This window comes from Chitinophaga sp. CCNWYY40 (assembly GCF_037483205.1).
Taxonomy (GTDB): Bacteria; Bacteroidota; Bacteroidia; order Chitinophagales; family Chitinophagaceae; genus Chitinophaga; species Chitinophaga ginsengisegetis.
Genome location: NZ_JBBHLF010000002.1, coordinates 222807 through 247515, shown reverse-complemented (window position 1 = coordinate 247515; position 24709 = coordinate 222807). Strand labels below are relative to the sequence as shown.

Sequence of the window (24709 nt, the reverse complement as noted above, 5' to 3'; positions counted from 1 at the left end):
AAACGATATGGCTATCCTATATTATTTCCTTTCATCCATCTTTAAGAAAAAAAAATACAATATTCTATTATTTTGTGCCCCGCTAATCAAATCCATAATCACCTTACATGAGTGAACAGTTCAAGTTATGCACGCGGAAACTCCCGGCCATGTTTATTGTCGGATTGACATTAATTATGCAGGGATGCGGCGACCATCCTACCAAAAGCAAAGCTACCAAAGCGCCGGAAGACAACCGTTTTACCAAAACCATTCTTTCCAACGACCTCAATGAGCCGATGGAACTGGCCGTAGCCGGTAATGGCAGCGTATATTTTATTGAACGCAGCGGTAAATTGTATCACTATGACCCCGCCACCCAGGCCACCAAAGTCGTATATACGTTCCCGGTACTTCCCGATACAAAGGAAGGATTTGGTAACGGGTTACTGGGTGTTACCCTCGATCCGGGCTTCGACAAAAATCATTATATCTACTTTTACTATACACCCAATAAGCTCCCGACAGCACAACAGGTATCCCGCTTTACGCTGGAAGGGAAAGACTCCCTGGTTGTAGCTTCCGAGAAAGTATTACTGACCATCCCGCTGGAACTGGAAGTGAGCGCACATACCGGCGGCTCGCTCGACTGGGACCGCAACGGCAACCTCTTTATTTCCACCGGCGACAATACCGTGCCTTTTGCCTCCAACGGATATGCGCCGATAGATACAATTCCCGGCCGCATCACCTTTGACGCAGAACGCTCCGCCGGCAACACCAACGACCTCCGCGGAAAAGTACTGCGTATCCATCCTGAACCGGATGGCAGCTACACCATTCCCGCAGGCAACCTCTTTCCCAAAGGCACAGCCGGTACCCGCCCCGAAATATACGCAATGGGTTGCCGTAACCCCTACCGCATGTCGGTAGACACTGCCACCGGTATCGTTTACTGGGGCGAAGTAGGCCCGGATGCAGGCGAAGACAGCGACCAGGGACCACGCGGATATGATGAAATTAACCAGGCCAAAAAGCCAGGCAACTTCGGATGGCCATTTGTAGTAGGCGATAATAAAGTATACCCGCAATATGATTTTGCCACCAAAACCATCGGCGCACCTTTCAAAGCAGAAGCCCCGGTAAATAATTCACCCAACAACACCGGGCTGAAAGTATTGCCACCAGCGCAAAAGGCCATGATCTGGTATCCGTACGACTCGTCTGCCGTATTCCCGCAACTGGGCAACGGCGGCCGCTGTGCAATGGCCGGACCGGTATTCCATTATAATGAAGCCACCGCCTCTCCCACCGGTTTACCCGTATGGTATGATAACGCATTATTTATTTACGACTGGATGCGTAACTGGGTGTATGCCGTGCGACTGGACAGTCAGCAGAACTTTAAATCAATGGAACCCTTCATGAAAACCAACGGCGACTTCAGACGCCCGGTAGACATGGCCATCGGTAAAGGCGGCGACCTGTACATACTGGAGTATGGCTCGGTATATGGTATAGACAATGACGACGCGCGACTGGTACGCATTTCGTACAACGGCGGCAACCGCGCACCGGTAGCAGCTATCACCACCGTGGATACCGCAGGTACCGCACCCATGAAAGTAAACTTCAGCAGCAACAAGAGCTACGATTTTGACGAAGGACAAGCGTTGAAATACGAATGGCACTTTGGCGATGAAACCGCTGCGGTAACAGATTCTGCGCCGGTACATACTTACCAGAAGAACGGCGTGTATCATGCCATCCTGAAAATAACCGATCCGGAAGGTGCCAGCAGCACCGATACCGTTACTATCCGCGTGGGTAACACCATACCGGAAGTAAAGATCAGCACCACCGATAACACTACTTTCTATTTTGATAACAGCCCGCTGCATTATACCGTTACCGTTACCGACAAGGAAGATCCGGCTATCAACAACGAACAGCTGATGATCGGCCTGCATTACATTCCGCGCAGCAAAGCGAAAGCAGAGAAAGGACACCAGCTCATCACCACTGTACCGGCGCATCCGGGTAAGTTGCTGATGGAAGGCAGCGATTGCAAGGCTTGTCACCAGGTAGATAAAGCATCCGTAGGCCCCGCCTTTACACAGGTGGCGAAACGCTATGAGAAAGATCCAAAGGCGCCGGCCTATCTTGCTGCCAAAATCATTAAAGGCGGCGGTGGCGTTTGGGGAGAACACTCTATGGCGGCACACCCGCAACTCTCTGTTGATGAAGCCGGGCAAATTGTGAAATACATCCTTACGCTGGGCACACCACAGGCGGCAGGCAGCCTGCCCGCTTCCGGCAGCGTAGCGCTGAAAGATCACCTGGGCAAAGAAAAGTATGGCGCCTATGTACTGGCCGCCACATACACTGATGGCGGCGGCAACGCCTCCCCGCTCAGTGGCAGCGCCCTCTTACTGCTTCGCTCTCTCCGTGTGCAGGCAGAAGATGCGGACTCCGTTAACAACATCAACCGTTCAGCTGACTTCCTGGGAGCCATTCATAATAAATCGTTCTTTGTATTCAGGAACATTGATCTGAAAGGCGTCCATAAAGTAACTTACCGTTATTCATCGCTCGACAAAGACGCCGTGCTGGAAATTCATACCGGCAGCGTGAACGGTCCGGTGATCAGCAAACTGGCCTACAAAGCCACCGGCAGCTGGGATAAATTTATAGAAGTAACTGCGCCGGTACAGGCGCCCGCCGGTAATAGCGATCTTTACTTTGTGTTCAGCAAAGATCAGCAACCAGACCAGCATTTGTTTACGCTGGACTGGCTTGAATTTAAGCCGTAACTGATTTTATTTTTTTATTTATAAGGACTTTGTACTAACTTTTTCGGAGCAGCTAAACGCTCTGGAGTTTTTACGAAGTCCTTTTTTAATTGTTGAAATAATTTATTATGTCTCACAGAGCTTACATCTATAATATATCCACCCCATCAGCAATGCAGCATACCGATGTAATGGTAATGGAGTGGGGTTACGAAGTTCCGCTGCTGCTGCAGCCCCTGCTGATAGACAGCGGCTTTGTAGCAGGCAACATTTACAATACACATACCGACCCGGAAAATTTTGGTCTTTATTATAATGCGGAAAATGGCATCAAAAACATTAAACGGTTTTATAACTTCATTGAAAGCCACCAGTCGGAACTGATAGATGATGCAGCACAATTCACTATCGCCAAAGAAAAATTATTCCAATACCTGGATAAGTTAAGTCAGCCCTACTTTCATGTGGATGCCTGGGACGTTTTTAATATGAGCGATGAAAGTCATCAAAATCAAGCCAGCGAACTGTTAGCGGTTATCGCCCATAATAACACTGTAATAAACCGTGCAATAGCAGCAGATGATATTTCGCTGTTGACAACATCTGCATTTGCGGGCGAGGTCCTGTCCGGACTCCCTGATTTCAGAACGCTGCTGAATTACCCCGGCTTTGACTACGGCCTCGAACATATTTATGACCAGGAGATCACAGAGGAGGCAGATATTTTTGAAGAGAATGGACTTTGGGGTCTGAAAGATAAGAAAGGAGCAATATTAGTGGAGCCTTTTTACGATGAGTTTTACGGTTTCAATGAGGACGAAGACATCGCCGTTGTGTTAAAAGACGGCAGGTATGGTTATATACATAAGTCCGGGAAAATTATTGTTCAGCCGGTTTATACCGACGCCTATGACTTTACCGGCGGATATGCAGTAGTAAACGTGGATGGTAAATATGGCCTGATACAGCCAAACGGAAACGTTAAACTGCCGCCGCATTACGATGACCTGTCATCTCTAATGCCCCTGGGAAGCTACTGGACAGCCAAATTGAACGGGAAATATGGTGTAATAAATGCCAGCGGCGAGGTAGTTTTACCTTTTGATTATGAGCATGAATTTAAAGATTCAGAAGATGAAACATTTTATGTTACTGCAGAAGAAGGAGAAGATAGTCATTTAATATTCTCTGATCAGTTTGTTTTATTAGGCAGATTCGACCCTGCCTTTGTTAAAAGGAGATCTATATATCATTGTGGAAATTTTAGTGAGGAGGTTTTTATCTTCGAAATTTTAAACCATCAACATCAATCACATAATATTTTATTATCCTCCACCGGAGAAGTATTACTAGCCGGTTATACCGCCATCATAGAATCCTGGGGATACGCATTCCTGGTGAGTAAAAATGATAAACAGGGATTGTTTAAGTACCCGCAGGGATTAGTGCTGGATTTCAACTTTGACTTAATAGAAGATCTCCGGCCAATTACCGATGAACCAATCACCTCCATCATTAAAGAGCTTCCCAAACGCCTGGAGCATGTGTCTTTCAACTTTTGTAAAGTTACCGCCAATAAACAAACCGGCTTGTTCTTTACCACCGGTGATTTCAGCAAATGGATACTGCTACCTGAGTACTCCGAAATGAAATACCTCAAATCGCAATACATAGCCTTGCGTAAGGATTCCGGCTGGGCTGTTTTTTGTATCGATGGTAATCAGCATACAGATTTTGAATTTGAAGAACTGATCAACCTGATTTCATATACCGGAATCGCCTATGGCATAAAAGGAGACGACGTTTTTGCCATCATGGAGGAAGAGATATTGCCTGCTGACAAAATGCATTTGCTGGATTATGTAGAAGCAAATGGTGAGTACGGCTATTATTACTTCAGTAAAGAAGTTCAGAAAAAATTACAAGCCTATATAGATAAGGAATAAGGGGCTGTGACGCAGCCCCTTCTGTTATTACAGGATCAAAAGTGAATCTTCCACGATTCTTATTTCTTGAATTGTTTTTTTACGATATTAAGATAGCGCTCTCCATAACTTTCCGCCGGTTCAAGCTGTGAATCTTCTGTCCAGTTGTTCCATCCGTCTATCATGATCAGCCGTGTTTTGCTGCTGGCATTCATTTTAGCAACGTTGCACAATTTTATAAACATGGCGCCGCTGTCCGTACGAGGGTATTCCGGGTTGGTACTGGTGGGCGTGTTGATCTTCCAGCTATAGGCCGGCGTGATGTTAGGCACATAATCCACCCCGAAGTTTTTATCAAAATAATCCTTTGAATATTTCCAGTTCTGGTCCATCATCTGCGGCAGCAGGTACCACCGGTCCCAGTTATTGATCTGTGAGCTGAACGACTGGTGATAGATAGCATCCACGCAGCCTTTGAAGCGGATCTCATAGCGGGCAGGCGGTGTCCAGCGGTCCTGCATCCCTACAATGTAAGGCTCCACGCCCAGCGCTTTCAGCTGGCTTCTCAGCGTATCATAAATAGCTTTATTGCTATCGGAAAACAGCGTTTGTGCGTTCTGGATATACAGCAGCGGTTTGTCGCCCACTTTCTGGTAATGCGCATCTTTCAGGTAAGGAACAATTCTGCGGAAATCATCAAAGAACTGCGCCAGTTTGAGCTTATCCTTCTCGATGGGATTGGTGGCGCTGATGCCGCCGTAGGTGCCGGTGCTGAAGTTATACGACATCGCAAATTTCATTTGTCCTTCCCCGTCGCTGTCGATGAAGCCACGGATCAAAGTGGAATCCGACCTGAAATTATTGGCGTCCCTGTTGGGAGAACGGAAAGAGAACACGAAATAATCAAGGCCCGCTTTTACGCCATAGGCAATATGTTTGGGCATGATACCCGGGGTGAGCACACCGTTGGGCATGCCGTATTTTCCTACTACCGGCACTTCTTTAATGTTGGCGTTCCATCCGCCAAAAGATGTATAAAAAGCGCCTACCACATAATTCTCCGTTACCGGTATTTCTTCAATATCGTAGTTCAGGATATTATCATCCACAGAAGGACCGGTGAGGTCTTTTTTACAGGCGTTGAGCAACAGGAAAGCGGCTGCTGCCAATATATAAACACGTTTCATGATATTGATTTTTTAAGGATGATAAGTCTGGGTGATCACGTATCTGAATCCATCCCTTTGCGCGGCGGCTGCCAGATCCTGTATGTTGTTGCCATACCATTTCTGGATGAAGCGGTAGTCGTAGCTGGCTGGCTCATTATTCCAGTCGGGCACGGTGTAAGGTTTTGCAAAATGCAGTTCCTGGTAAATATCATAGTCGTCCGTACGGCTCACACCCAGTTCTTTTAATGCACTCTGGTAGCCCACGGGGTTTAAGTTTACTACGGAAATGGGATAAGACATTCTTCCCGGCACATCCGAATACGTTGGGTTGGCAGAGTAAGAAGAGTTGCCTCCGGGGTTGGTATGCGGCGGCAGGCGGAACACGCGTGTTCTGCGTTCCAGGCACCAGCAGTCGAAGCCGCCGTCGGGGAAATAGTTCAGCCAGCGCTGCACCCATATTTTCACATAAGGATCGGCGGAGATATTGGCGTTGGTGAGACTGAGATAATTATTAAACCCTATCCCGGTGGTGTTCCATTTAATACCATCGCGTGCTTTGTATTCATCGCGGAGGGTAGTGCTGATATTCCAGGAGGCGAAGTTGGCATCAATACCGGCGTAGTAATATTGTTCCGCACTCTGGCTTCCTCCCAGTCCCATTTGAGCAGCTTCTGCTTTCAGAAACAATGTTTCTGCATAAGAGAGCATGATCAGGGGGCGGCCTACCTGGTAGATGATGGGATTGGCATTGGAGTAGCTGTTGATATTGGAAGTACCCACCATATCGGGCAATCCGGCGAGGGCTGTCCAGCCTGCAAGCTTGGTTCCTGCTTTCGGCTGACCAAGATAAGGAATCGGGTAAGTAACCACTCTCAGGGAATCATCTGCTGTGCTGGTGAGGGTATCTGTTAAGATAAAACGGTTGGCCGTAGGCACCGTGTCGTAGTAAACGCTCAGCCGCGGATCTTTATAGGATCGGAACACGGTGAACAGGAACTCGCTCAGCTTAGGCGCCTGGCCGGTAGCGCCAGGTGCGTATGGAAAGTATTGATTGGATTTGATATACTTGATGAAGTAAGGATTTTCGTTGCCGTTCACATTTTCAAAATTCATTTTCGCCGTTTCTGCTTCCGAGTTAATGGTGTTGGCTTCGTTGGCCATTACATCAGCGATGTGTTGCCTTGCGGCAGCGCCCATATTTTTTTGTGTACGGATCGCAATTTTCAGACGCATGGTATTGGCAAACTTAATCCAGTTTTGCAGGCTGCCGTTGTACACGGCGTCGTATTTGAGTTTGTCGCCGTTCAGTTTAATCTTCGCCGCCGCATCTTTCAGCGTGGTGAGTACATAGCTGTAAACGGTATCTTCATTCTCAAACATAATGGTAGACAGGTATTCCGGGTTGTTGGCCTGGTACAGCGGCACTGCTCCGTAGTTGCCCGCCAGGATGGAATAAGCGTATGCCTGGAGAATCCGCGCCACCTGTACCCGGTTGTTATAAAGCGTATCGCTGCTATAGTTTACCAATACCTGGTTCAGGTTGCCCAATACACCCTGGTAAAATGTTTGCCACATCCCCGCATCAGTTACGTCATATCTGTTTGCCTGCTGACAAAGCAGGTGGCCGAGATCCCAGTATTTGGTGGTGTTATAATCGGCCATGCGGGCATTCATATTTTTTACTGCCGCCAGGATACTGGCTTCCGGCGCGGCTTCTGTGAACTGTGTGGGATCGGCATTCAGGCTCTCAAAATCCCGGGTACAGCCCCAGCACATGATCGTTATTAAAGAAAGGATATATACTACTTTCATGATACACATTTAAAAAGTTACTTTCAGGTCAAATCCATAAATAGAGAAAGGGAAAGATCCGCCGGACTCAATACCCTGGGCATTTCCGGTGGTGTTGGCTGCTTCCGGATCAATACCCTGCGGCGTATGTTTGAAGATTGTCCACAGGTTGCGGCCCACGAATGCAAGCCTTGCAGATTTCACTGGTGTTGTTTTTAAGATCCTTACCGGAACAGCGTATCCAAAAATCAATTCACTCAGGCGGATATTAGACGCGTTGAAAGTGATGGCAGGCGTATTGTTCAACACCATATCTGAATTGTAGGTAGTTGGGTTCATCCAGATACCGCTTTTTTTACCAGGAATCATCCTGCCGTCTTTATCAAGAATAGTTTTACCGGAGGCATCTGTGAGCGGGAAGTAGGCTTCCTCATAACGGGCGCCTTTAGCCCTGTCTGCATCGCTGTAGGCCGTGTTACCCATGCTGGTGGCTTGTCCTACGCCCATCCTTTCCTGGTCATTTTCACCGAGGATCACGTTGCTCATCAGGAATTCATCACGGCCGTATAAGCTGGCAATGGTGTTACCCGCGAAGTTGGCGCGGCCATACGAAGCGGAGTAAATAACGCCGCCCCATTTTACGGTGAACAGTACCGAGAGATCGAAGGCGCCATATTTAAAAGCAGATCCGAATGATCCGATCCAATCGGGATGGAAGTTCCCCAGCACTACATTAGGATCCGGGATCGTTCTGCCATTGGAAGGATTCACGATGAGCGTATCGCGCACTTTATATGGCGCATTGCCCGTGAGTACGCCGTACTGCTGGCCTACAATAGCATTCACGGTGGCGCCGAGGTTGGTACCCAAACTGAGGCGGTCGATGTTAGGAACCAGCGACAGTACCTTATTCCTGTTCATCGACCAGTTGGCCATCACATTCCATCTCAGTTTTTTTGTTTGCAGGGCTACTGCGTTCAACGATAGCTCCACTCCCCTGTTCTGCATTTCGCCTGCATTGAGGATGCGGGTGGAGAAGCCGGTTTCCGTTGGTATCTGCGGACGGATAATCTGGTTGGTGGTGTTAGACTGGTACACGTTGGCGGTAAACTGGATACGGCTTTTAAACAAAGCCAGTTCCACGCCGGCTTCTCTCGATAATGTTTTTTCGGGCTTTAGTTCTCCATTGTTCAACTGGTTATTATTACCATAGTTGAGATAGGGATTACCGAGAAATAATCCGCCGTAAGGATACGTGGTGATCAGCGATTGTGGCGGCGCGGCGTTACCTACCTGCGCTACGGATGCTCTCAGTTTACCATAGTTGAGGAAACTGTTTTCCGGCAGGAAGTTAGAGAACACGAAGCTGCCGCTGACAGACGGATAAAAGAACGAACTGTTGTTAACGGGCAGCGTGGACGACCAGTCGTTACGCCCCGTGATATCAATAAACAGGAAGTCGCGGTAAGCAATAGTAGCATTACCATAAACCGATTGCACATTAGAACGCACCAATGATTCCGTTGCAGCCGGAAACGCCGTACTGTTCTGGATGCTGGGCATATCATGTACCAGCAGCGAAGCAATGCTGGCGCCCCTGAACTGGTTGTAGTTATTTACGTATTCCGCTCCCAGGTTGGCAGTGAGGGTAATAGATTTACTCAGTTTATTATTATACATAAACATACCCTGGTAATCCCACATCTGGTTATTTTGGGAGGAGTTGGAATAAAATCCGTTGGGTGTCCGGAGCCCGCCCAGTTCCCTGTATTGATAGTAGCTCGCCATTTTTATATCTGACGAACCCATTAAGCGGAAGCTGAGGTGATTAGTCAGTTTAGCCGTAGCCGTTATACCTGCCAGCAAGCGGTGGGACCTGTCTTCGTTTTCATTTTCGTTGATCATCCACAAAGGATTTTCCACGCTGCCTACTGCGCCGAAGGTAACGGAGTTGCCAAAGGCATCTGTCCATGGCGACAGCGAGTTGATGTTTACGCTGCGGGGCATGTACACGTATGCTGCCATCGGGCTGGACGGGTCCAGGTTACGGTAGGTACGGTTCCGGGTGCCCTGGTTGGTATACATCACCCGGGCTTCCACATTCAGGAACTTACCGAGTTTACGGCCGGCGTTGAGCGTAACGTTATGCTTCTTGATGATATTCTGGTTTTTCAGTACATCGTTGCTGTTGGTAAACATATACGACAGCCGGAACGACGACAACTCATCTGCTTTGTTGATAGAGATGCCGGAGCTGTTGGTGATGCTTGGCTGGTAGAGGGAAGTGATATTATTGGGTTGTGGCGAATAACCTCCTTCCACCCTTTTGCCGCTAAAGTCGTTGTAGGGCTGGCCCAGCATAGGCATTCCCCAGGTAGATCCGTTGAGGCCCATACGTACCGCATCGGTACCGGTAACAATGTTGTTACCATTGCCCACCAGGTAGCCATTGGCGCCTTCGCCGTATACGTTCTGGTAAGCGGGGAATTCAGCGATGGAGTTCACGAGCGTATTCTGATTGATAGCGATACCGAGGTTACCGTCGCCGATCTTTCCTTTTTTAGTAACAATGAGTACCGCTCCGTTGGCGGCGCGGGAGCCATAGAGTGCTGCAGCGTTGGGTCCCTGCAGGATCTGGATGGACTCTACATCGTCGGGGTTGATATCGGCGGCGCCGTTGCCAAAGTCGAGGTTATCCCTGCCATCGCCCATGTCGTTGTTGATAGGCACGCCATCCACCACCCATAGTGGCTGATTATTTTGCGTCATGGAGTTTTCCCCTCTCAGGATAAGGCGGCTGGAAGATCCGGGCTGACCGGTAGTAGTTACCTGGAGGCCGGCCACTTTACCGGTGAGGCCATTCACGATGTTCAGGTCGCGCGCTTCGGTGAGGTTGTTGGGATTCACCGCCTGCGTGGCGTAGCCTATTGACTTGGCTTGCCTGTTAAGTCCCATTGCACCCGCAATGACCACATTTTTTAAATTGATAGGTGAAGGCGTTAATAAAAACTGAATCGTTGTTTGTCCGTTCAGCGCCATTTCTTTTGTTTCATAACCTGTCATGGTAGCCCGTAGTACCGTTGCTTTCGGGTCGGCTACATAAATAGAGAATACGCCATCTTCGTTGGTGGCTACCCCGTTGCGGGTATCTTTCACCATGATGCTGACTCCGGGTAAAGGATTGTTTTTGTCATCCGTGGCTTTCCCCCTGATAAGGGTTCGCTGGGCCATTGCCTGTGTAAAACAGAGCAGGAGCAGGACTGGCAAGCAGAATCTCATAATTGATTGATAATTAATGGTTTAAAATAAACAGACCGTGGAATTGATTTCCAGTAAAGCGGGAGCTACGCTGATAGTACATGTTTAGGACAGGGAGACTTTCAGTTTCGTGGAATCCAGTAACATAACGCTTTGCTGAAAAAATGCTTCTTCAAAAATTATATTGCAAATCAATGAGCTACACGCTAATAAATCCATTAACGAACGTATTAATGCGCCGTTAATCGTGATATTTTTTTTGAAAAAGACAGAAAGCGGTTATCAGGAGATGATATCCTGGAAGTTCAGGTGGAAGTTTTCGCCGTACATGTGCCGGTAATCTTTATAAAATTTCTCATAAACTGATTTGGCAATGGAGGGTCTTCCCTGCCGGATCAGGTTTTTACATTTTGCGCGCAGCGCTTCTTCATGGATAGGGTCAAAAATAAAGATGGCGTTAGCGATATCGATAAATATTTCGGGAGAAGCATTAGCAGGTAGTCCGTTCATTTCCAGGAGCAGGATATCGAGCGCTTTGGAAGAGATGTCGGATTTGATATCTTCGAGCCAGGAATAATCCGTGCGGAAAAGAAAGGTGCCTTCTTTCACTATTTTTAACAGCGATTGAATTCTTTCCATACCCGGCGCAGCGGTTTTCACCAGCCGGCTGAACTCGGCCAGGTCAACCCAGAGCAGGTCCGGGTCGTAGGTAATTTTCCAGCGGCCTTCTTCACGGAGGATAACGCCGCTGCCCAGTTTTTCCAGGATGGCTTTCAACTTTACCATATTCACGGAGCGGTTGTTCCGCGCGTCTCTCTCCGGCTTATCATGCCAGAGGATTTCATATAATTTTTCTGAAGAAATACCTTTGCCCGACCAGGCAGTGTGAATCACGATCAGCAGGAGCATCTCTTTCAGCAGTGGCGACAACAGGTGCGTTAACGCATTCTTATCTTTGTCCAGTACCTGGAACTCGCCAAACAACATCAGGGCTGCCCTGTTGGGCATCACTTCTTCCGGCGCTGCTGCTCCGGGTGATGCGGACGCTTCTTCCGGCAGCACCGGCCTGGCGGGAACTGCAGTTACTACCGGCTTATTATTCCGGCGTCTATATAAATAATAACATACTACGCCTCCTATAACTACTACCCCTGCCAGCCCGAACCACCACCATTTTATACCTATACCGGTTATGCCTGAAGCAGCGGATAATGATAGCTGCGCCGGGGGAAATGCCAGTGAGTAGATGCGTACTTCGGTAGATTTATCCCTATCTACAATTTGTGTAACAGCCAGCAACTGGTGGCTGCGGGCGCAGTAATACAAATCGGCGGCAGAGCGGTTATCGAGAAATGCGTAAGGAATGGTGTCACCTGCCAGCTGGAATTCCGGGCGTGACAACGATCCTTTGATCAGTTGCAGCCGCGACATAAAGCGGTCGTTCGGAAACATCAATGCATAGTAGCTGTTGTCCGTAGTATCAATCACCATCGACGACGCGAATACAAAAGGCTCTGCGGGTTCGGGCAGGGTGAATAGTTTTTGTATGCGGTTGTTGGCCACATCATACCGGAGCATGTCGTAATAATACCGTGGGTTCAGCATCTGCTCCCCGTTATCGCTGCCATAACCTCCCAGCAGGTAGGCGGTATCGCCGCCTGCAGTAGCGCCCAGCGCAGCAAGATATCTTGGTTTATAATCCGTTTGCTGTACTGCTACTTTCTCCCATTTGCGGGTGGGGAAAGAGAATCGTTGCACGAGGTTTTTATACTTCAGCTGGCCATAGCCGCCGAGGATATATAATGCGTTATCGCTTTTGCGGATAAATTTATTTGTTTGCCAGTACTGGGTGATATCGGTAGAATCGAAAGGAATATCCCAGCTGCGGGTGGCTGGTTGCCATGCTGCCAGCTGTTGCTGATCGATATGAATGCTGTATAAAGTGCGGCTGGCGGGATTATACACCGACTGGTAACCGGCGGCCAGGTACGCCCGTCTGCTGAGTGGCTCCGCCTTCACGGACCGGTCGCGCAGGAGGAAATGATGGATACTGTCGGCGCCCACGATATAAATTTCTTCTTCCAAAGGATCAAAGGTATAACTGCCATTACCCTTCACCGTTAGTATCTTCAGCAGCTGCCATCGCTGGTGCAGCGGCGTTCCCCATACCGGATTGATCACATTGGCTACGCGGCGGTGGATACTGTCCACCGCATGCACACCGGCCAGTTCATTCAACGGCCAGAACCCATCCATCTCTTTATCATGGTACAGCGCAATGCCCTTCACCCGCATGGGCGGTACATCGCTGGTTTTAAAGCTGTGCAGCTGGCAGGCGCCAAAAAATATCCGGAAGCATTGATCTTTCAGCGCTATTTTTCTGCTGCCGAAATTTTTCCCGTTAACTGTAAGCGACAGCATCTGGCCGTCGTATTGCAGGCTGCAGGAATTCCAGCGATGAAAAAGCAGGGCGCTATCCAGCTGGAAGTCGAGATGCGTATACACATCTCCAAAAACGATACTGAATTTCTGATCGAAGTGATTATAAATAAGATCGATGTTCTGATGATGATCATTGATCATGCGCACCAGGTAGCCGTAGTACACGTTCCTGTCGGGGAAGAAGTTAAAGTCGAATGACAGGCCGAAGCTGCCATCCAGGCAAAGCGGTTCTTTTCCGTTTAATTCCAGCGAGGTTCTTTTCTCCTGTACCTGCTCGAAGGAAGAGAAGACCAACCCCTGCGATTGTGCAGGTAAACAAAAAAATATCAATACCCCGACAAACAGCAGGGCTTTAAAGGAGCACATCTTCATGGTGGAACACTAAAGGGCACATCGATGTATGCGTATTCTGGTTGTTTATTAAGCGGGAAGATAGGTTGTTTTGTTGAAATAATTTGAGTAATATGGCTACTGAACGATGATTTAAAGGAACTATATGAAGCGCATCTCTTTACTGGTGGTAATGATTTTTACATTTTTGATCTCCTACAGCCAGCAACTTTACGTTAAAACATTTGGCGATCCCCACCACCCTGCTATCGTGTTTATTCACGGAGGTCCCCGTGGAAATTCGGTGCTTTTTGAAGGTACCACCGCCCAAAAACTGGCTGGCAGGGGCTTTTATGTGATTGTTTACGACCGGAGAGGCGAAGGCCGGTCGTCCTATGACAACGCTAAAGTAACCTACGGGGAAGCGTTTGAAGATCTGAATGGCATCTATAAAAAATTCCATCTTACAAAAGCCAGCTTAATAGGTTTTAGCTTCGGCGGTTTGGTAACAACCCTGTTTGCAGAGAAGTATCCTGAAAAGATAAATGCAGTTGTGCTCACCAGCGCATTGTTTGCGCAGCAGGCTACATATGATCATATCCTGGATTCCGTAAAAAGAATTTATACCCGGAAGCAGGACGCTATACAGTTGAAAAAGATAACGGGCGTTGCACAGCTTGATAAAAATTCCGCAGCCTACCGTAAGGAATGTTTCGTACTGGCAGCTGAAAACGGATTCTTTAAAGCGGGGCAACTTAGTGATGAAGCAACAAAGATCTATGCAGCCTATGAAGCCAGCGATCTTTCTAAAAAAGATATCAGGAACGACCAGGCGCCCGGACTTTTTTATAAGAATGAAAAGCTGGTGAACATCGATGTAAGGCCCATTCTGGCAAAGCTGAAAAGCAAAGGCATCGCTATTTTTGGCTTGTACGGTAAAGATGATGGTATTTTTTCCAGTGAGATGATTAATAGTATCCAGGCGATCATTGGCGCGGGGCATTTTAAATACCTTGATCATGCCTCGCATTATCTTTTTGCCGATAGACAAGACGCATTTCTGAACAGTATAGCGGCATGGCTACAGGAAACGGAGCCGCATATTAACGGCCCGCGCGTATATGGCGCAAGACCCGGCAAAGCGTTTATGTACACCATTCCTGCCACCGGCACGCGGCCTATGACTTTCCAGGTAAAGCATTTACCTGAAGGCGCAACGCTCGATAAAAACAGCGGGGTGATTTCCGGCAGCATTAAAGAAAAAGGAAACTATACAATTGAACTGATCACCGTTAATAAATATGGCCGGTCCGCCAAAACATTCACACTGGTGATTGGCGACAAGCTCGCATTAACACCGCCAATGGGATGGAGCAGCTGGTATAGCTTTGGCCGCAACGTAACGCTGGATAAAGTAATCCGTACCGCTGAAATGATCCGCGACAAAGGATTGCAGCAATATGGCTGGAGCGTGATAGAAATCGACGATCCCTGGACAAAACAACCAGGAAAAGAAGATTCCATCTGGACAAAGCTGAAACAAAAAGCAGGAACAGCCTACTCTTACTACGAAGGTCCGGACAATTTGCCCGGTCGTGTTGGACAGGTGCGCAATGAAAACGGCGAGTTGATTCCCAATCAGTATTTCACCGATATAAAAGCGTTTCCCGCGTTGATGCATAAAATGGGTTTTAAGGCAGGGATATACAGTTCTCCCGGCCCGCTTACCTGTGGCGGTGTAGCCGGTAGTTATGGCTATGAACAAACAGATGCAAAATTCTTTGCAGACAACGGCTTCGACTACCTGAAATACGATTGGTGTAGTTACGGCTCATTGGCTAAAAACGAATCCAAAGCAGAGTTGATCAAACCCTACCGGTTGATGTCCGATGCACTGCAGGCGCAGAAAAGAGATATCATTCATGCGCTGTGTCAATATGGAATGGGCAATGTATGGGAATGGGGTAATGAATCCGGCGGGCAGCTATGGCGCACCGAAGGCGATATTGCTGATAACTGGCACTCCGTGTATGGCGCCATCCGGAAACTGGCAGACAAAGCTCAATATGTAAAGCCCGGAAACTGGAACGATCCGGACATTCTCCAGATCGGCGTGGTGGGCGCGCAAAGCGAAGGAGAAGCAAAACGTAACCACCTCACACCCGACGAACAAAAAACGCATTTCAGTATGTGGTGTATGCTGGATGCCCCGTTGCTGATTGGCGCCAACATTGAGCTGCTGGATGATTTTACGCTGGGGCTGATCACTAACGAAGAAGTGATTGCGGTAAACCAGGATGCCTTAGGTATGGCGGCAGGTTTAAAAACGGTGTTGCCGGATACCGTGGAAGTATGGAGTAAGCCACTGGAAGATGGCGGTACAGCCGTTGGCCTGTTGAATGCAGGCGACAAAGCAGTAACTACTACTTTTCCATTTAGCGCCGTGGGTTTGGAAGGAACGTATGCTGTAAGGGATCTGTGGGAGAAAAAAGATCTGGGTTTATTTTCGAAAGAAATAAGCATTACCATTCCTCCACATGGCATTGTGTTGTGGAAGATCATCAGAAAGAAAGCAGGCGCCACCCGGTAACCCGCTTTACATTTTGCTGTTTATGAAAACAGATTCCGGAAATTAATCTTATATTAATACTAATATCGTCGTCGTATTAATTTTAATAGCTAATGAGATATCTGCTGTTTTCATTACTTGTATTATGCCCCTTTCTATCGGCTGCACAAGCCGATACAATCAGCTTCAACAAACAGAATCTGATTCAGACTTTGAAAAAACTGAGCGTAACAGAATCTGAAAAAAGCATTAAAAAATATGAGCAGGAGAAGGTGATCAACCGGCAGCGGGCTACCCTGGAATACTTACAGGGCATTGACCGGCAGGCAAAAATATTCCTGAAAAGAGGTATCGACACCACTGCCTTTAATAAATTCATTACAGATGTAAAACAGTCGCTGGAAATTGTGAAAGATGGTATCCTCGTTAATAAGGGTACCAATCAAACACAACGCAACCTCGATGTATCTGCTTCCATACTGGATGAATTAAACGCCCGGGTTACGGATAAAAAACGGTTACTGCAAACCTATTCACGTAGAGTAACCACCCTGAACGTCCAGATTGATTCGCTTTCCACCGATCCATCACTCTATGCCCTTCCGGAAGACTCCGCCGACATCATCAAGCATATCAGACGCATGTATGTTACCGCAAAGGGGATCGTTCCTGTCGATAGCGCCCTGGACAAAATTGCCACTATCATCGAAGAACAGCAGCTGAAAACGGATCTCCTTTTGTTTGATATCAATTCCACAAAAGAGGATATCGAGATCTATAGCGGCCATCTCTCCTCCCAGTCCTTTCAGAAAGAATTCCCTTTTATATGGCAGGACCCGATCTATTCCAGACCTCTAAAAGATATCATTAAGTTCTCCATTGCTAAGGAGACTATTACCCTCCTCTTTTATGTGGAAGATCATTTTATCAGGATATGCTTTATGTTTATAATGCTGCTTGGCTCGTGGTACTTTCTCCGCGCTTTAAAGAAGCAATTACTGGAGTCGCCGCATTCCAATGCCGATAACCTGGTTGTTGCCCATCCCCTGCCAGCGGCGATCCTTATTACCTTCTCCCTTTTTCAATTCCTGTTTGCATCACCGCCCTTTATTTTCAACTTTGCGCTCTGGCTGCCTGCAGCGATTTGCCTGGGGATCGTTTTCAGGAGCTACATCAGTGTTTACTGGCAGCGGTTCTGGGCAATCACCACCCTTCTTTTTGTATTGGCGTGCATAGATAATATGATTTTACAGGCCTCCAGGCCGGAGCGGTATTTTATGCTGGCGGTATCAATAGGAGGAAGCATTTTTATGGCTTCCTTATTAGCGAATAAAAAGAAAAGTGAACTGAAAGAGAGAAAGATTTTATACTTCATTGCTATATTCCTGTTATTTGAAATCAGTTCTTCCTTACTGAACCTGCTGGGCCGGTTCAATGTAGCAAAAGCGCTCATGATCAGCGGGTATGTGAGTTTGATCATGGGGATTATTTTTCTGTGGGTGATCCGGCTTATCAACGAAGGCCTGGTACTGGCCTCCAGTGTATATAAACAGCCCAGCCGACAATTATTCTACCTGAATTTTAACAGGGTAGGGAAACAGGCGCCGGCCATTTTCTATATAATACTCGCCCTGGGATGGATTGTAATAGTCGCCAGGCACTTTTATCATCTCAGGGGATATGCCGCTTCAGTTAATAATTTCGTGACAATGGAGCGAACCATAGGTGATTACAATTATTCCATTACCGGTATTTCCGTTTTCATTCTTGTGCTGCTGTGTTCTTTTTTCCTGTCAAGACTCGTTTCTTACTTTGCCGCTGAACACGACGTACCTAATGATACAAACGGTACCCGGAAAAAATTCTCGCCCGGAAGCTGGCTGCTGGTTATCCGGATCTTTATCATTACAGCAGGACTGATACTGGCATTTGCAGCAGCGGGTATCCCGATCGATAAATTCGTGATTGTTCTGGGCGCGCTTGGCGTGGGTGTAGGACTCGGATTACAGGGATTGGTAAATAACCTGGTAAGCGGTTTGATCATCTCTTTTGAAAAACCGGTAACGGTAGGTGATATCATTGAGTTCGACGGAAAAATTGCCACCATAAAATCTATTGGGTTCAGAAGCAGCGTTGCCAAAAGTATAGATGGCGCTAATTTAATTATACCTAACGGCGACCTGCTAAGTCAGCATCTCACCAACTGGACAATGGGCAACAACTTCAGACGATGCCACTTAGTGGTGGGCGTTGCCTATGCCACGGATATTAACGTAACCCAAACATTACTAACCGATCTCCTGAAGGGAGATGAGAGAATCCTCTCCTACCCTTCACCCGGCGTATTTTTTAAAGATTTTGGCGACAGCGCTATAGAAATTGAACTGGTCTACTGGATCAGGGATATTAAAGAATATATGCTGGTAAGAAGCGATCTTATCGCAAAGATATTTGATGCCTTCAAAAAAGAGCATATCACCATCCCATTCCCGCAGCAAGACATACATATCAGGAATGGAGCACCAAAGAATGATATCTCCTGATTGCAGGAAAGGATATACATTTATTTACACCCAATTTCATCCGATGAACAAACGATCCATCTATATTATCCTTCTTGCCATCATACTGCTGTTCACGCTCTATGAAGAGTTGAAACTAAGACCTTACTTATTAAAGCATCATATTACCACCTTTTACATAGCGGATTCCCTGCCCAATTTCCTTGCGGTAGTAGTCTTTTTCCTGGGATATATGGTGATAAGATTCCCTGTCGCCGAACAAAAAGTGGCCAGCCTGATTTTTGCATTTGTGGCCGGGCTCACGCTGTATGAAGTTTTCCAGTTGTGGATGCCCGGCCGGACCTTTGATGTAAAAGATGTAATTGCTTCTGTACTTGGAGGCGTGTTCTGCTACCTGGTATCCCTGATCGTTAATAAAATGAGCAGGGCGAAGGCGTAAGGTAAAGAAAGAAATAAACAAAAAAGTATCCCACTTTTTCATCTAATCTCCATCTATTTTATAACAATCTTTTGCGCCTGCCGGAAGCCAGGACTATCAACCGCTACGAGGTATAAACCAGGCTGAAAATTACCGGTTTCAATCACAAATTTGTTCACTCCTTTCTCCACCCGGATGCTCCGGGTTAAAACAATGCTTCCATTCACACGGGTGAGACTTAGTTTTGCGGCGCGGGACGCAGTGCTGTTATACTGAACCACAAACCGGTCAACAGCCGGATTAGCATATACGATCATGGTGTTACCTGCCAGATCTTTCGTACTTTTTTGGCCCAGCGCCATCAACCTGTTATCCGCTTCCCCCGTGCCCAACATCATGATGGATGCTGCGGTAATATTCAGTATAAAATCGTGCGTGGTTGTATAGTCGGCCTGGCCGCACGGCCCCGGATCTGTATTCCATGCATCATAATAGCGTATACGCATAGGTATTTTGCCCGTAGCCGCAGTAGCCGGAACGGCTAAGGAAGCTGCAATATTTAACATGGTAGCACTATTATCCTGGCTGGCGTTGCCTACAGACAACACCGTTTCGCCTGCGTCTGAAAAGTTGCCGTTGTTATTCCAATCCACATATATTTTTGCCCTTGCCCATTTTGTGTTGGGGGTGTTAATAATGTTCATATTGCAGGAGCTTCCCTGTGCCACGGTTATGGAGTCTGCCGTATAAATACCATAGCCATTGGGCGGGTAGGCACTGTTGGTGTAGCTGATGTTGTGTGTAGCGCCGGTGGTAGTGAAGGAGGTGATATACCGGTCCTGCGCGTGGCTTCCTCCGGCAGGCACACAAAGCACGGGGGAACCGCCGCTGCCGCCCTTCTGAAATTCAAGGTCGTCGAGTATTACGGCACTGCCGCCGGTATTTGAAAAGGTTACTTTCACCGTTTTCATATTGGCGCTATACTCAGCGCCGGTGCTGAAATCAAGGGTTTGTTGCGTAAATGCTGACGATACAGCCGTGGTAAGTGAATATAAATTCTGTGAAGTGCCGGTTACAGGCGTAATATTTTCAACCGTTGCTTTTAACGATCCGCTTCCGCTCATCCAGTACTTCAGCTGGTAGCTGGTGCTGTTATCAAGATATACATATTGTGATAACGTTTGACCCGCGGCCAATACAAAGCAATTATTCCCTGATCTTTTTCCCACAGTGGAAACGGTGGCAGTTCCTTCCCAGGGAAACAGCTGGCTGCTGTATTCAGCGCCCCCGTTGGGCAGTTCATTACCGTTTACAACCGGCCACTGATAGCCGCGGATATAATCCACTTCCATATTGGAGCTGTCTCCGGTACCATACATCCCCAGGAAAACATTCATAAAATGATTTGGCGATTTGATACTGCTTTTATCTGACCACTCCTTCACCAGGGTTCCGTTGAGATAGTATTTAATACTGGTGGGAGTCCAGAGCAGGCCATGTGTTGCCCAGTTGGTGTGGTTGGTTAAACTGGCATTATACGTTCCCAGGTTTCCCTGAAACGTTCCATCGGCCGCCACATTTCCATGTATGGTAAAAGGCGTGTACGTGGCGGTGGATGCATTCCCGCTTTGTTCAAAAACGTCTATTTCAAAAACCTGCCCGCGTGGCCGTACACCGGTAACAGGGCCGGTTTTTGAGGTAAACGTATTACCCGCCTCTTCATAATATTTAAGATCAGGACCGGGAGAATCAAACCAGTAGGCAGCATTGAGGTTTGCAGCCTGGCTGGTGTTATTCCGTCTTGCCCTGATTTCGAAGTAGCCTCCCCGTTTGTTATCGAGATAATTTTCGTTTGAATTCCAGTCGTAGGTTTGTATCGAAGAAACTTTTCTTCCACTGGTCCAGAACGGATCGGGCGCATTATTGGATATCAGCAGCAGGATGCTGTTGCCCGTCATTCTGTAGGAAGGTTGCGGCAATGTATTATTGCGCATTTTTGAATAGCTGGAAGTATCCCTGTAGTCGATCGTTGAATAATAGTTGGTACTCCATTTATTTCTGTTCAGTAGCCCGTCATTAAATTCATCCTGCCAGAAAATCTGCATGCCCGCCGGAACACCGGCGGAACTGGGTATAGAAAGATTGGATGCCTCTACAGCATCGAGTACCCAGTTTTTGATAGTGGTAGCTGTTCCGGAAAGTGCCGTACTGCTGCCGGCGGCATTATATGCTTCTACCCAGGTATAGTAAGCGGTGGCCGGAACAACCGATGAAACATAGTACCGCGTTGTATTAGCGGCAACGGTGGCATTAGGTACGGCAGGTTTGGAATTGGTGGTATTCCAGTAAATCTTATAGCCCAGTTCAGTAGCAGCGTTATCGGTCCATTCGAGCCTTATCCAGCTCCTGGTTCCCAACAACCGGAGGTTGGATGGTGAAGCGGGCACCTGTGCATTTGTAATAAGATATAAAAACAGCAATAGCGTTAACAGTAAGTTTCTTTTCATAATGGGATTGTTAGGTTAAAGTGAAATCGACTTAATATCGGTTCTCCCAAATAATAAATTCGGGGCCATTCATCCAGTAGTTCATCAAATACTGATTATTCCCCGGCTTTGCGGCCATATTTCCGGCTATGATATCCGGCTTACCATCTCCGTTAAAATCTTTTACATCCATACATACCCACCGGCCCAGGCCAGCCACCTGTTTATCAGTATGTAATTCAAACTTCCCTTCTTTCTTTTGCAGCAGGTAAGTAAGGGCCAGGTCGGGGTGTTGCGCAAAATCGGCGAAGAAGCTGATGGCAGCGAGATCCAGGCGACCGTCGTTATCAAGATCCACCGGCACCGCTTTGTAACAGCCATAAAGCGGCTGGAAGAAAACCTGGCGGTAGGAATTGCCCATGTTCCTGAAAATATAGATGCCATGATAAGGCTTCAGTACCGGCGACTGATCCGCATTATCGCCACACGTGAAAATGATATCCCGGCGGCCATCACCATCCATATCGGCCAGCTGGAAGTAAGTGGCGCCGTACGAAGGCGGGAATGTAAGTACCTCTTTTAATTCAAAGTTTCCATTTCCTTTGTTGAGTAATTGGAAGATGCCTTCTTTCCCTTGTGCAAACAGTACCCAGATATCTTTTTTGCCATCGCCATCAATATCTTCTACATACATTCTTTCGGCGCCGGGGAGGCTAACGAGTACTTTCTTACCGGCTTTGGTAAATATGGATAGTCCACCTTCCATAAAACCAAACTCGCACACTACTAATTCATCATCCAGCATCAGCGATTGTACCGGCCGGTAAAGCCCGTCATATAAAATTTTCCTCTTTACAATTTTATTGGCAGCGATGGTAATTTCTTCCACCGCACCATTCCGCGTTACGCCGCCCGGATTAAGACTTCCTATATGTGTGAGCAGGTAACGCCCTGCACCCGCCGGTGCTATATCTACTACGGTGCTGTTATCAAGGCTATCCAACTGGCGTAATGCCGGATCTGAAACACGGAGGATATGTTTATTAATATCGGATTGAAACAGCAACTTTGCTTTTTCATCATAGTAAATACACGATGTAAAAGACGATGATTTTTTCGGAGGTAATTTCAGGGAGAAGTTATTGCCGGGCAGCCGAACAGTGAATTCCGGCTGCGCAATTTCTTCCGGCGCCAATGTGGTGTACCAGGCCACAATTTCGTTCCAGTCGTCCAGTGGAATAGCCGTTCTCATGGAAGCAATGGCCGGATCACGCAGCTGCTGCAGTGCCGGCGGCAGCAGCTTGTACTCCCCGCTGCGGTCTTTATAAATATCCGCAAAGGCGCCCATAGTTGGAAGTACGCCATTCGCCCAGATACGCGCGGGCAACAGATCCGGTTCAGGGAACTGATGACAGGAGGAACAATACTTTTCCGCGATGGACCGCCGGTGATCTGCCTTATTCCTTGCGCATCCGTAAAGTAAAATTAAAGCAACGGACCAGACCAGTGCCAGGTCCGTTGCTTTAGTTTTAGTACCCATTATTTTGTTTGATAACACCCTTGGATTCGTCGATTACTTTCCGGGGCAGCGGATACAATACAAATTCCGGTTTGGCAAATATAGAGCCTTCATCTTTTGCGTGTTGTATAAAGGTGCCCCACCGGATCATATCTTCCCGGCGGCTTCCTTCACACCACAGTTCAAAGAACCTTTCATCCATAAGTTTTTTCCTGAACGCATCCTTAGTAAACTGACCGGGTAAATAAGTGGCTACACCCGCGCGGGTTCTCACCGCATTCACCAAATCGTAGGCTTCCTGTACGGGGCCCTGGGTTTCGTTGATGGCTTCCGCCATCATCAGCAACACATCTGCATATCTCCACACTACAATATCAGTTCCCTGCGCTTCGCTGATAGCGCCGGGATCGGGACCATATTTCATGGGAATGGCGCCAATATAATTATTTGCACGGGCGTCGAATGTGGCGCCACCAGAAGTGGGCCATTTAGCCAGTAAAACGCTCAGGCGTTTATCGTTCTGATCAAATTTGTCGTATGCTTTCCAGGGCATTTTATATCCACCCCATTGTGTAATGGTGAGCCCTTCGGGATCTACATAGTTACCGGGCATACACATGGCCAGCCACAGGTTATTATTCACCGACGCATCAAACCTGCACGGGATAGCCAGTATTATTTCCTGGTTGTTGCCTTTGTTGGCGAAAGTGAAAATATCTTTGTAATTCTTTTGCAGATTGTGGCCATAGGTTTGTAATTGTCTGCCGGTACTGATGACAGCTGTCCAGTTTTTTTCATGCAGGTATAATTTCATCAGGCCCATGAGACAGATGTCTTTCGTAAACCTGCCATAATCGGATGCGGCCTGTTCGCTGGCTTTTGGTAATCCCTCCAGTCCTTCCTTATAGTCTTTCTCTATCTGGGTTACCATCCATGCGGCGTCGGGCCGGGGAATAGACGGTGCAGTGGGATTGGCTGCTTCTTTGGCATCCAGCCGGATTGGCACCGGGCCGTAGTAATTATAAAGGATCCAGGAGTAATGAGCGCGCAATGCTTTGAGTTCTGCGATATACCTGCTTTTCAGGGTTTCATCCATCTGCACGCTTTGTATTTTATCGATGTCAATAGCAATTTCAGAAATCACGGGCATCAGGCCGTTGTAATGATTCAACAGTTGCGAAAAATCTTCCGAAAAATTCAGCTGGTTAAATTTACGCCAGCCATCCCACCCCCAGGAACACACCAGTTCATCTGTGGTGAAACTGCTCTGGGCATTCCAGCCTTCATTGGCGGCGCCCCAGCCGCCTCCGTAAAAACCGGCATTGAGCATACCGGCATACATACCGGTAACTGCTGCTTTTACATCTTCTGCGTTAAGAAAGAAGGTAGAAGACGAATAGCGGTCGTATGTTTTTTCTTCCAGCGCCTTTTCGCAGGAAAAGCCGGCTAAGGAGAAAAGGAAAATTATCAGTAAAGCGTATCTGTAGTTATTTGGATATTTCATTTCTA

12 protein-coding genes are annotated in these 24709 nt (G+C 47.5%); 5 read left to right on the top strand and 7 right to left on the bottom strand.

What is annotated here, in order from left to right; translation table 11 throughout:
* The first annotated feature begins 107 nt into the window (after window positions 1-107).
* Both V7S65_RS06680 and V7S65_RS06675 read left to right on the top strand, forming a co-directional pair.
* On the top strand, window positions 108-2792 hold the full coding sequence (locus tag V7S65_RS06680) for a PQQ-dependent sugar dehydrogenase (RefSeq protein ID WP_336388778.1): 2685 nt from the start codon (window positions 108-110) through the stop codon (window positions 2790-2792).
* Window positions 2793-2899: 107 nt separating this feature from the next.
* The gene (locus V7S65_RS06675) at window positions 2900-4717 is read left to right on the top strand and encodes a WG repeat-containing protein (RefSeq protein WP_336388779.1); all 1818 of its coding nucleotides are present in this window, start codon (window positions 2900-2902) and stop codon (window positions 4715-4717) included.
* Between the two features lie 59 nt (window positions 4718-4776).
* Here V7S65_RS06675 and V7S65_RS06670 read toward each other — a convergent pair whose 3' ends face one another.
* From V7S65_RS06670 to V7S65_RS06655, 4 genes are all read right to left on the bottom strand, one after another.
* Entirely contained in the window at window positions 4777-5883 is a 1107-nt protein-coding gene (locus V7S65_RS06670; RefSeq protein ID WP_336388780.1) for a glycoside hydrolase family 99-like domain-containing protein, read from the bottom strand.
* Between the two features lie 12 nt (window positions 5884-5895).
* Entirely contained in the window at window positions 5896-7677 is a 1782-nt protein-coding gene (locus V7S65_RS06665; protein ID WP_336388781.1) for a SusD/RagB family nutrient-binding outer membrane lipoprotein, read from the bottom strand.
* 9 nt (window positions 7678-7686) lie between these two features.
* Window positions 7687-10935, bottom strand: a complete 3249-nt coding sequence (locus V7S65_RS06660; protein WP_336388782.1) for a SusC/RagA family TonB-linked outer membrane protein — start codon at window positions 10933-10935, stop codon at window positions 7687-7689.
* 261 nt (window positions 10936-11196) lie between these two features.
* Window positions 11197-13728 (bottom strand): kelch repeat-containing protein, encoded by a 2532-nt coding sequence (locus V7S65_RS06655; protein WP_336388783.1) that lies wholly within the window; start codon window positions 13726-13728, stop codon window positions 11197-11199.
* A 124-nt stretch (window positions 13729-13852) separates the two neighbouring features.
* Here V7S65_RS06655 and V7S65_RS06650 point away from each other — a divergent pair, with 124 nt between their 5' ends.
* The 3 genes from V7S65_RS06650 to V7S65_RS06640 all read left to right on the top strand — a co-directional run bounded on the left by V7S65_RS06650 (window position 13853) and on the right by V7S65_RS06640 (window position 19216).
* Entirely contained in the window at window positions 13853-16276 is a 2424-nt protein-coding gene (locus V7S65_RS06650; RefSeq protein WP_336388784.1) for an alpha/beta fold hydrolase, read from the top strand.
* A gap of 191 nt (window positions 16277-16467) precedes the next feature.
* Window positions 16468-18798 carry a mechanosensitive ion channel family protein gene (locus V7S65_RS06645; RefSeq protein ID WP_336388785.1) on the top strand — a complete coding sequence of 777 codons (2331 nt, stop codon included), beginning with the start codon at window positions 16468-16470 and terminating at the stop codon, window positions 18796-18798.
* 43 nt (window positions 18799-18841) lie between these two features.
* Entirely contained in the window at window positions 18842-19216 is a 375-nt protein-coding gene (locus V7S65_RS06640; protein WP_336388786.1) for a VanZ family protein, read from the top strand.
* A gap of 53 nt (window positions 19217-19269) precedes the next feature.
* On the opposite strand, the gene V7S65_RS06635 is transcribed toward V7S65_RS06640, so the two are convergent.
* From V7S65_RS06635 to V7S65_RS06625, 3 genes are read right to left on the bottom strand one after another with little or no spacing between them, the layout of a single operon-like run.
* Complete coding sequence (locus tag V7S65_RS06635) at window positions 19270-21702, bottom strand: GEVED domain-containing protein (RefSeq protein WP_336388787.1); 2433 nt, start codon at window positions 21700-21702, stop codon at window positions 19270-19272.
* A 31-nt stretch (window positions 21703-21733) separates the two neighbouring features.
* Window positions 21734-23221: an FG-GAP repeat domain-containing protein gene (locus V7S65_RS06630; RefSeq protein WP_336388788.1), complete on the bottom strand. Its 1488-nt coding sequence runs from the start codon at window positions 23219-23221 to the stop codon at window positions 21734-21736.
* Window positions 23211-24704, bottom strand: coding sequence for a RagB/SusD family nutrient uptake outer membrane protein (locus tag V7S65_RS06625; RefSeq protein WP_336388789.1), 1494 nt, complete (start codon window positions 24702-24704; stop codon window positions 23211-23213). The genes V7S65_RS06630 and V7S65_RS06625 overlap by 11 nt, the downstream gene beginning before the upstream one ends.
* Window positions 24705-24709: the final 5 nt, after the last annotated feature.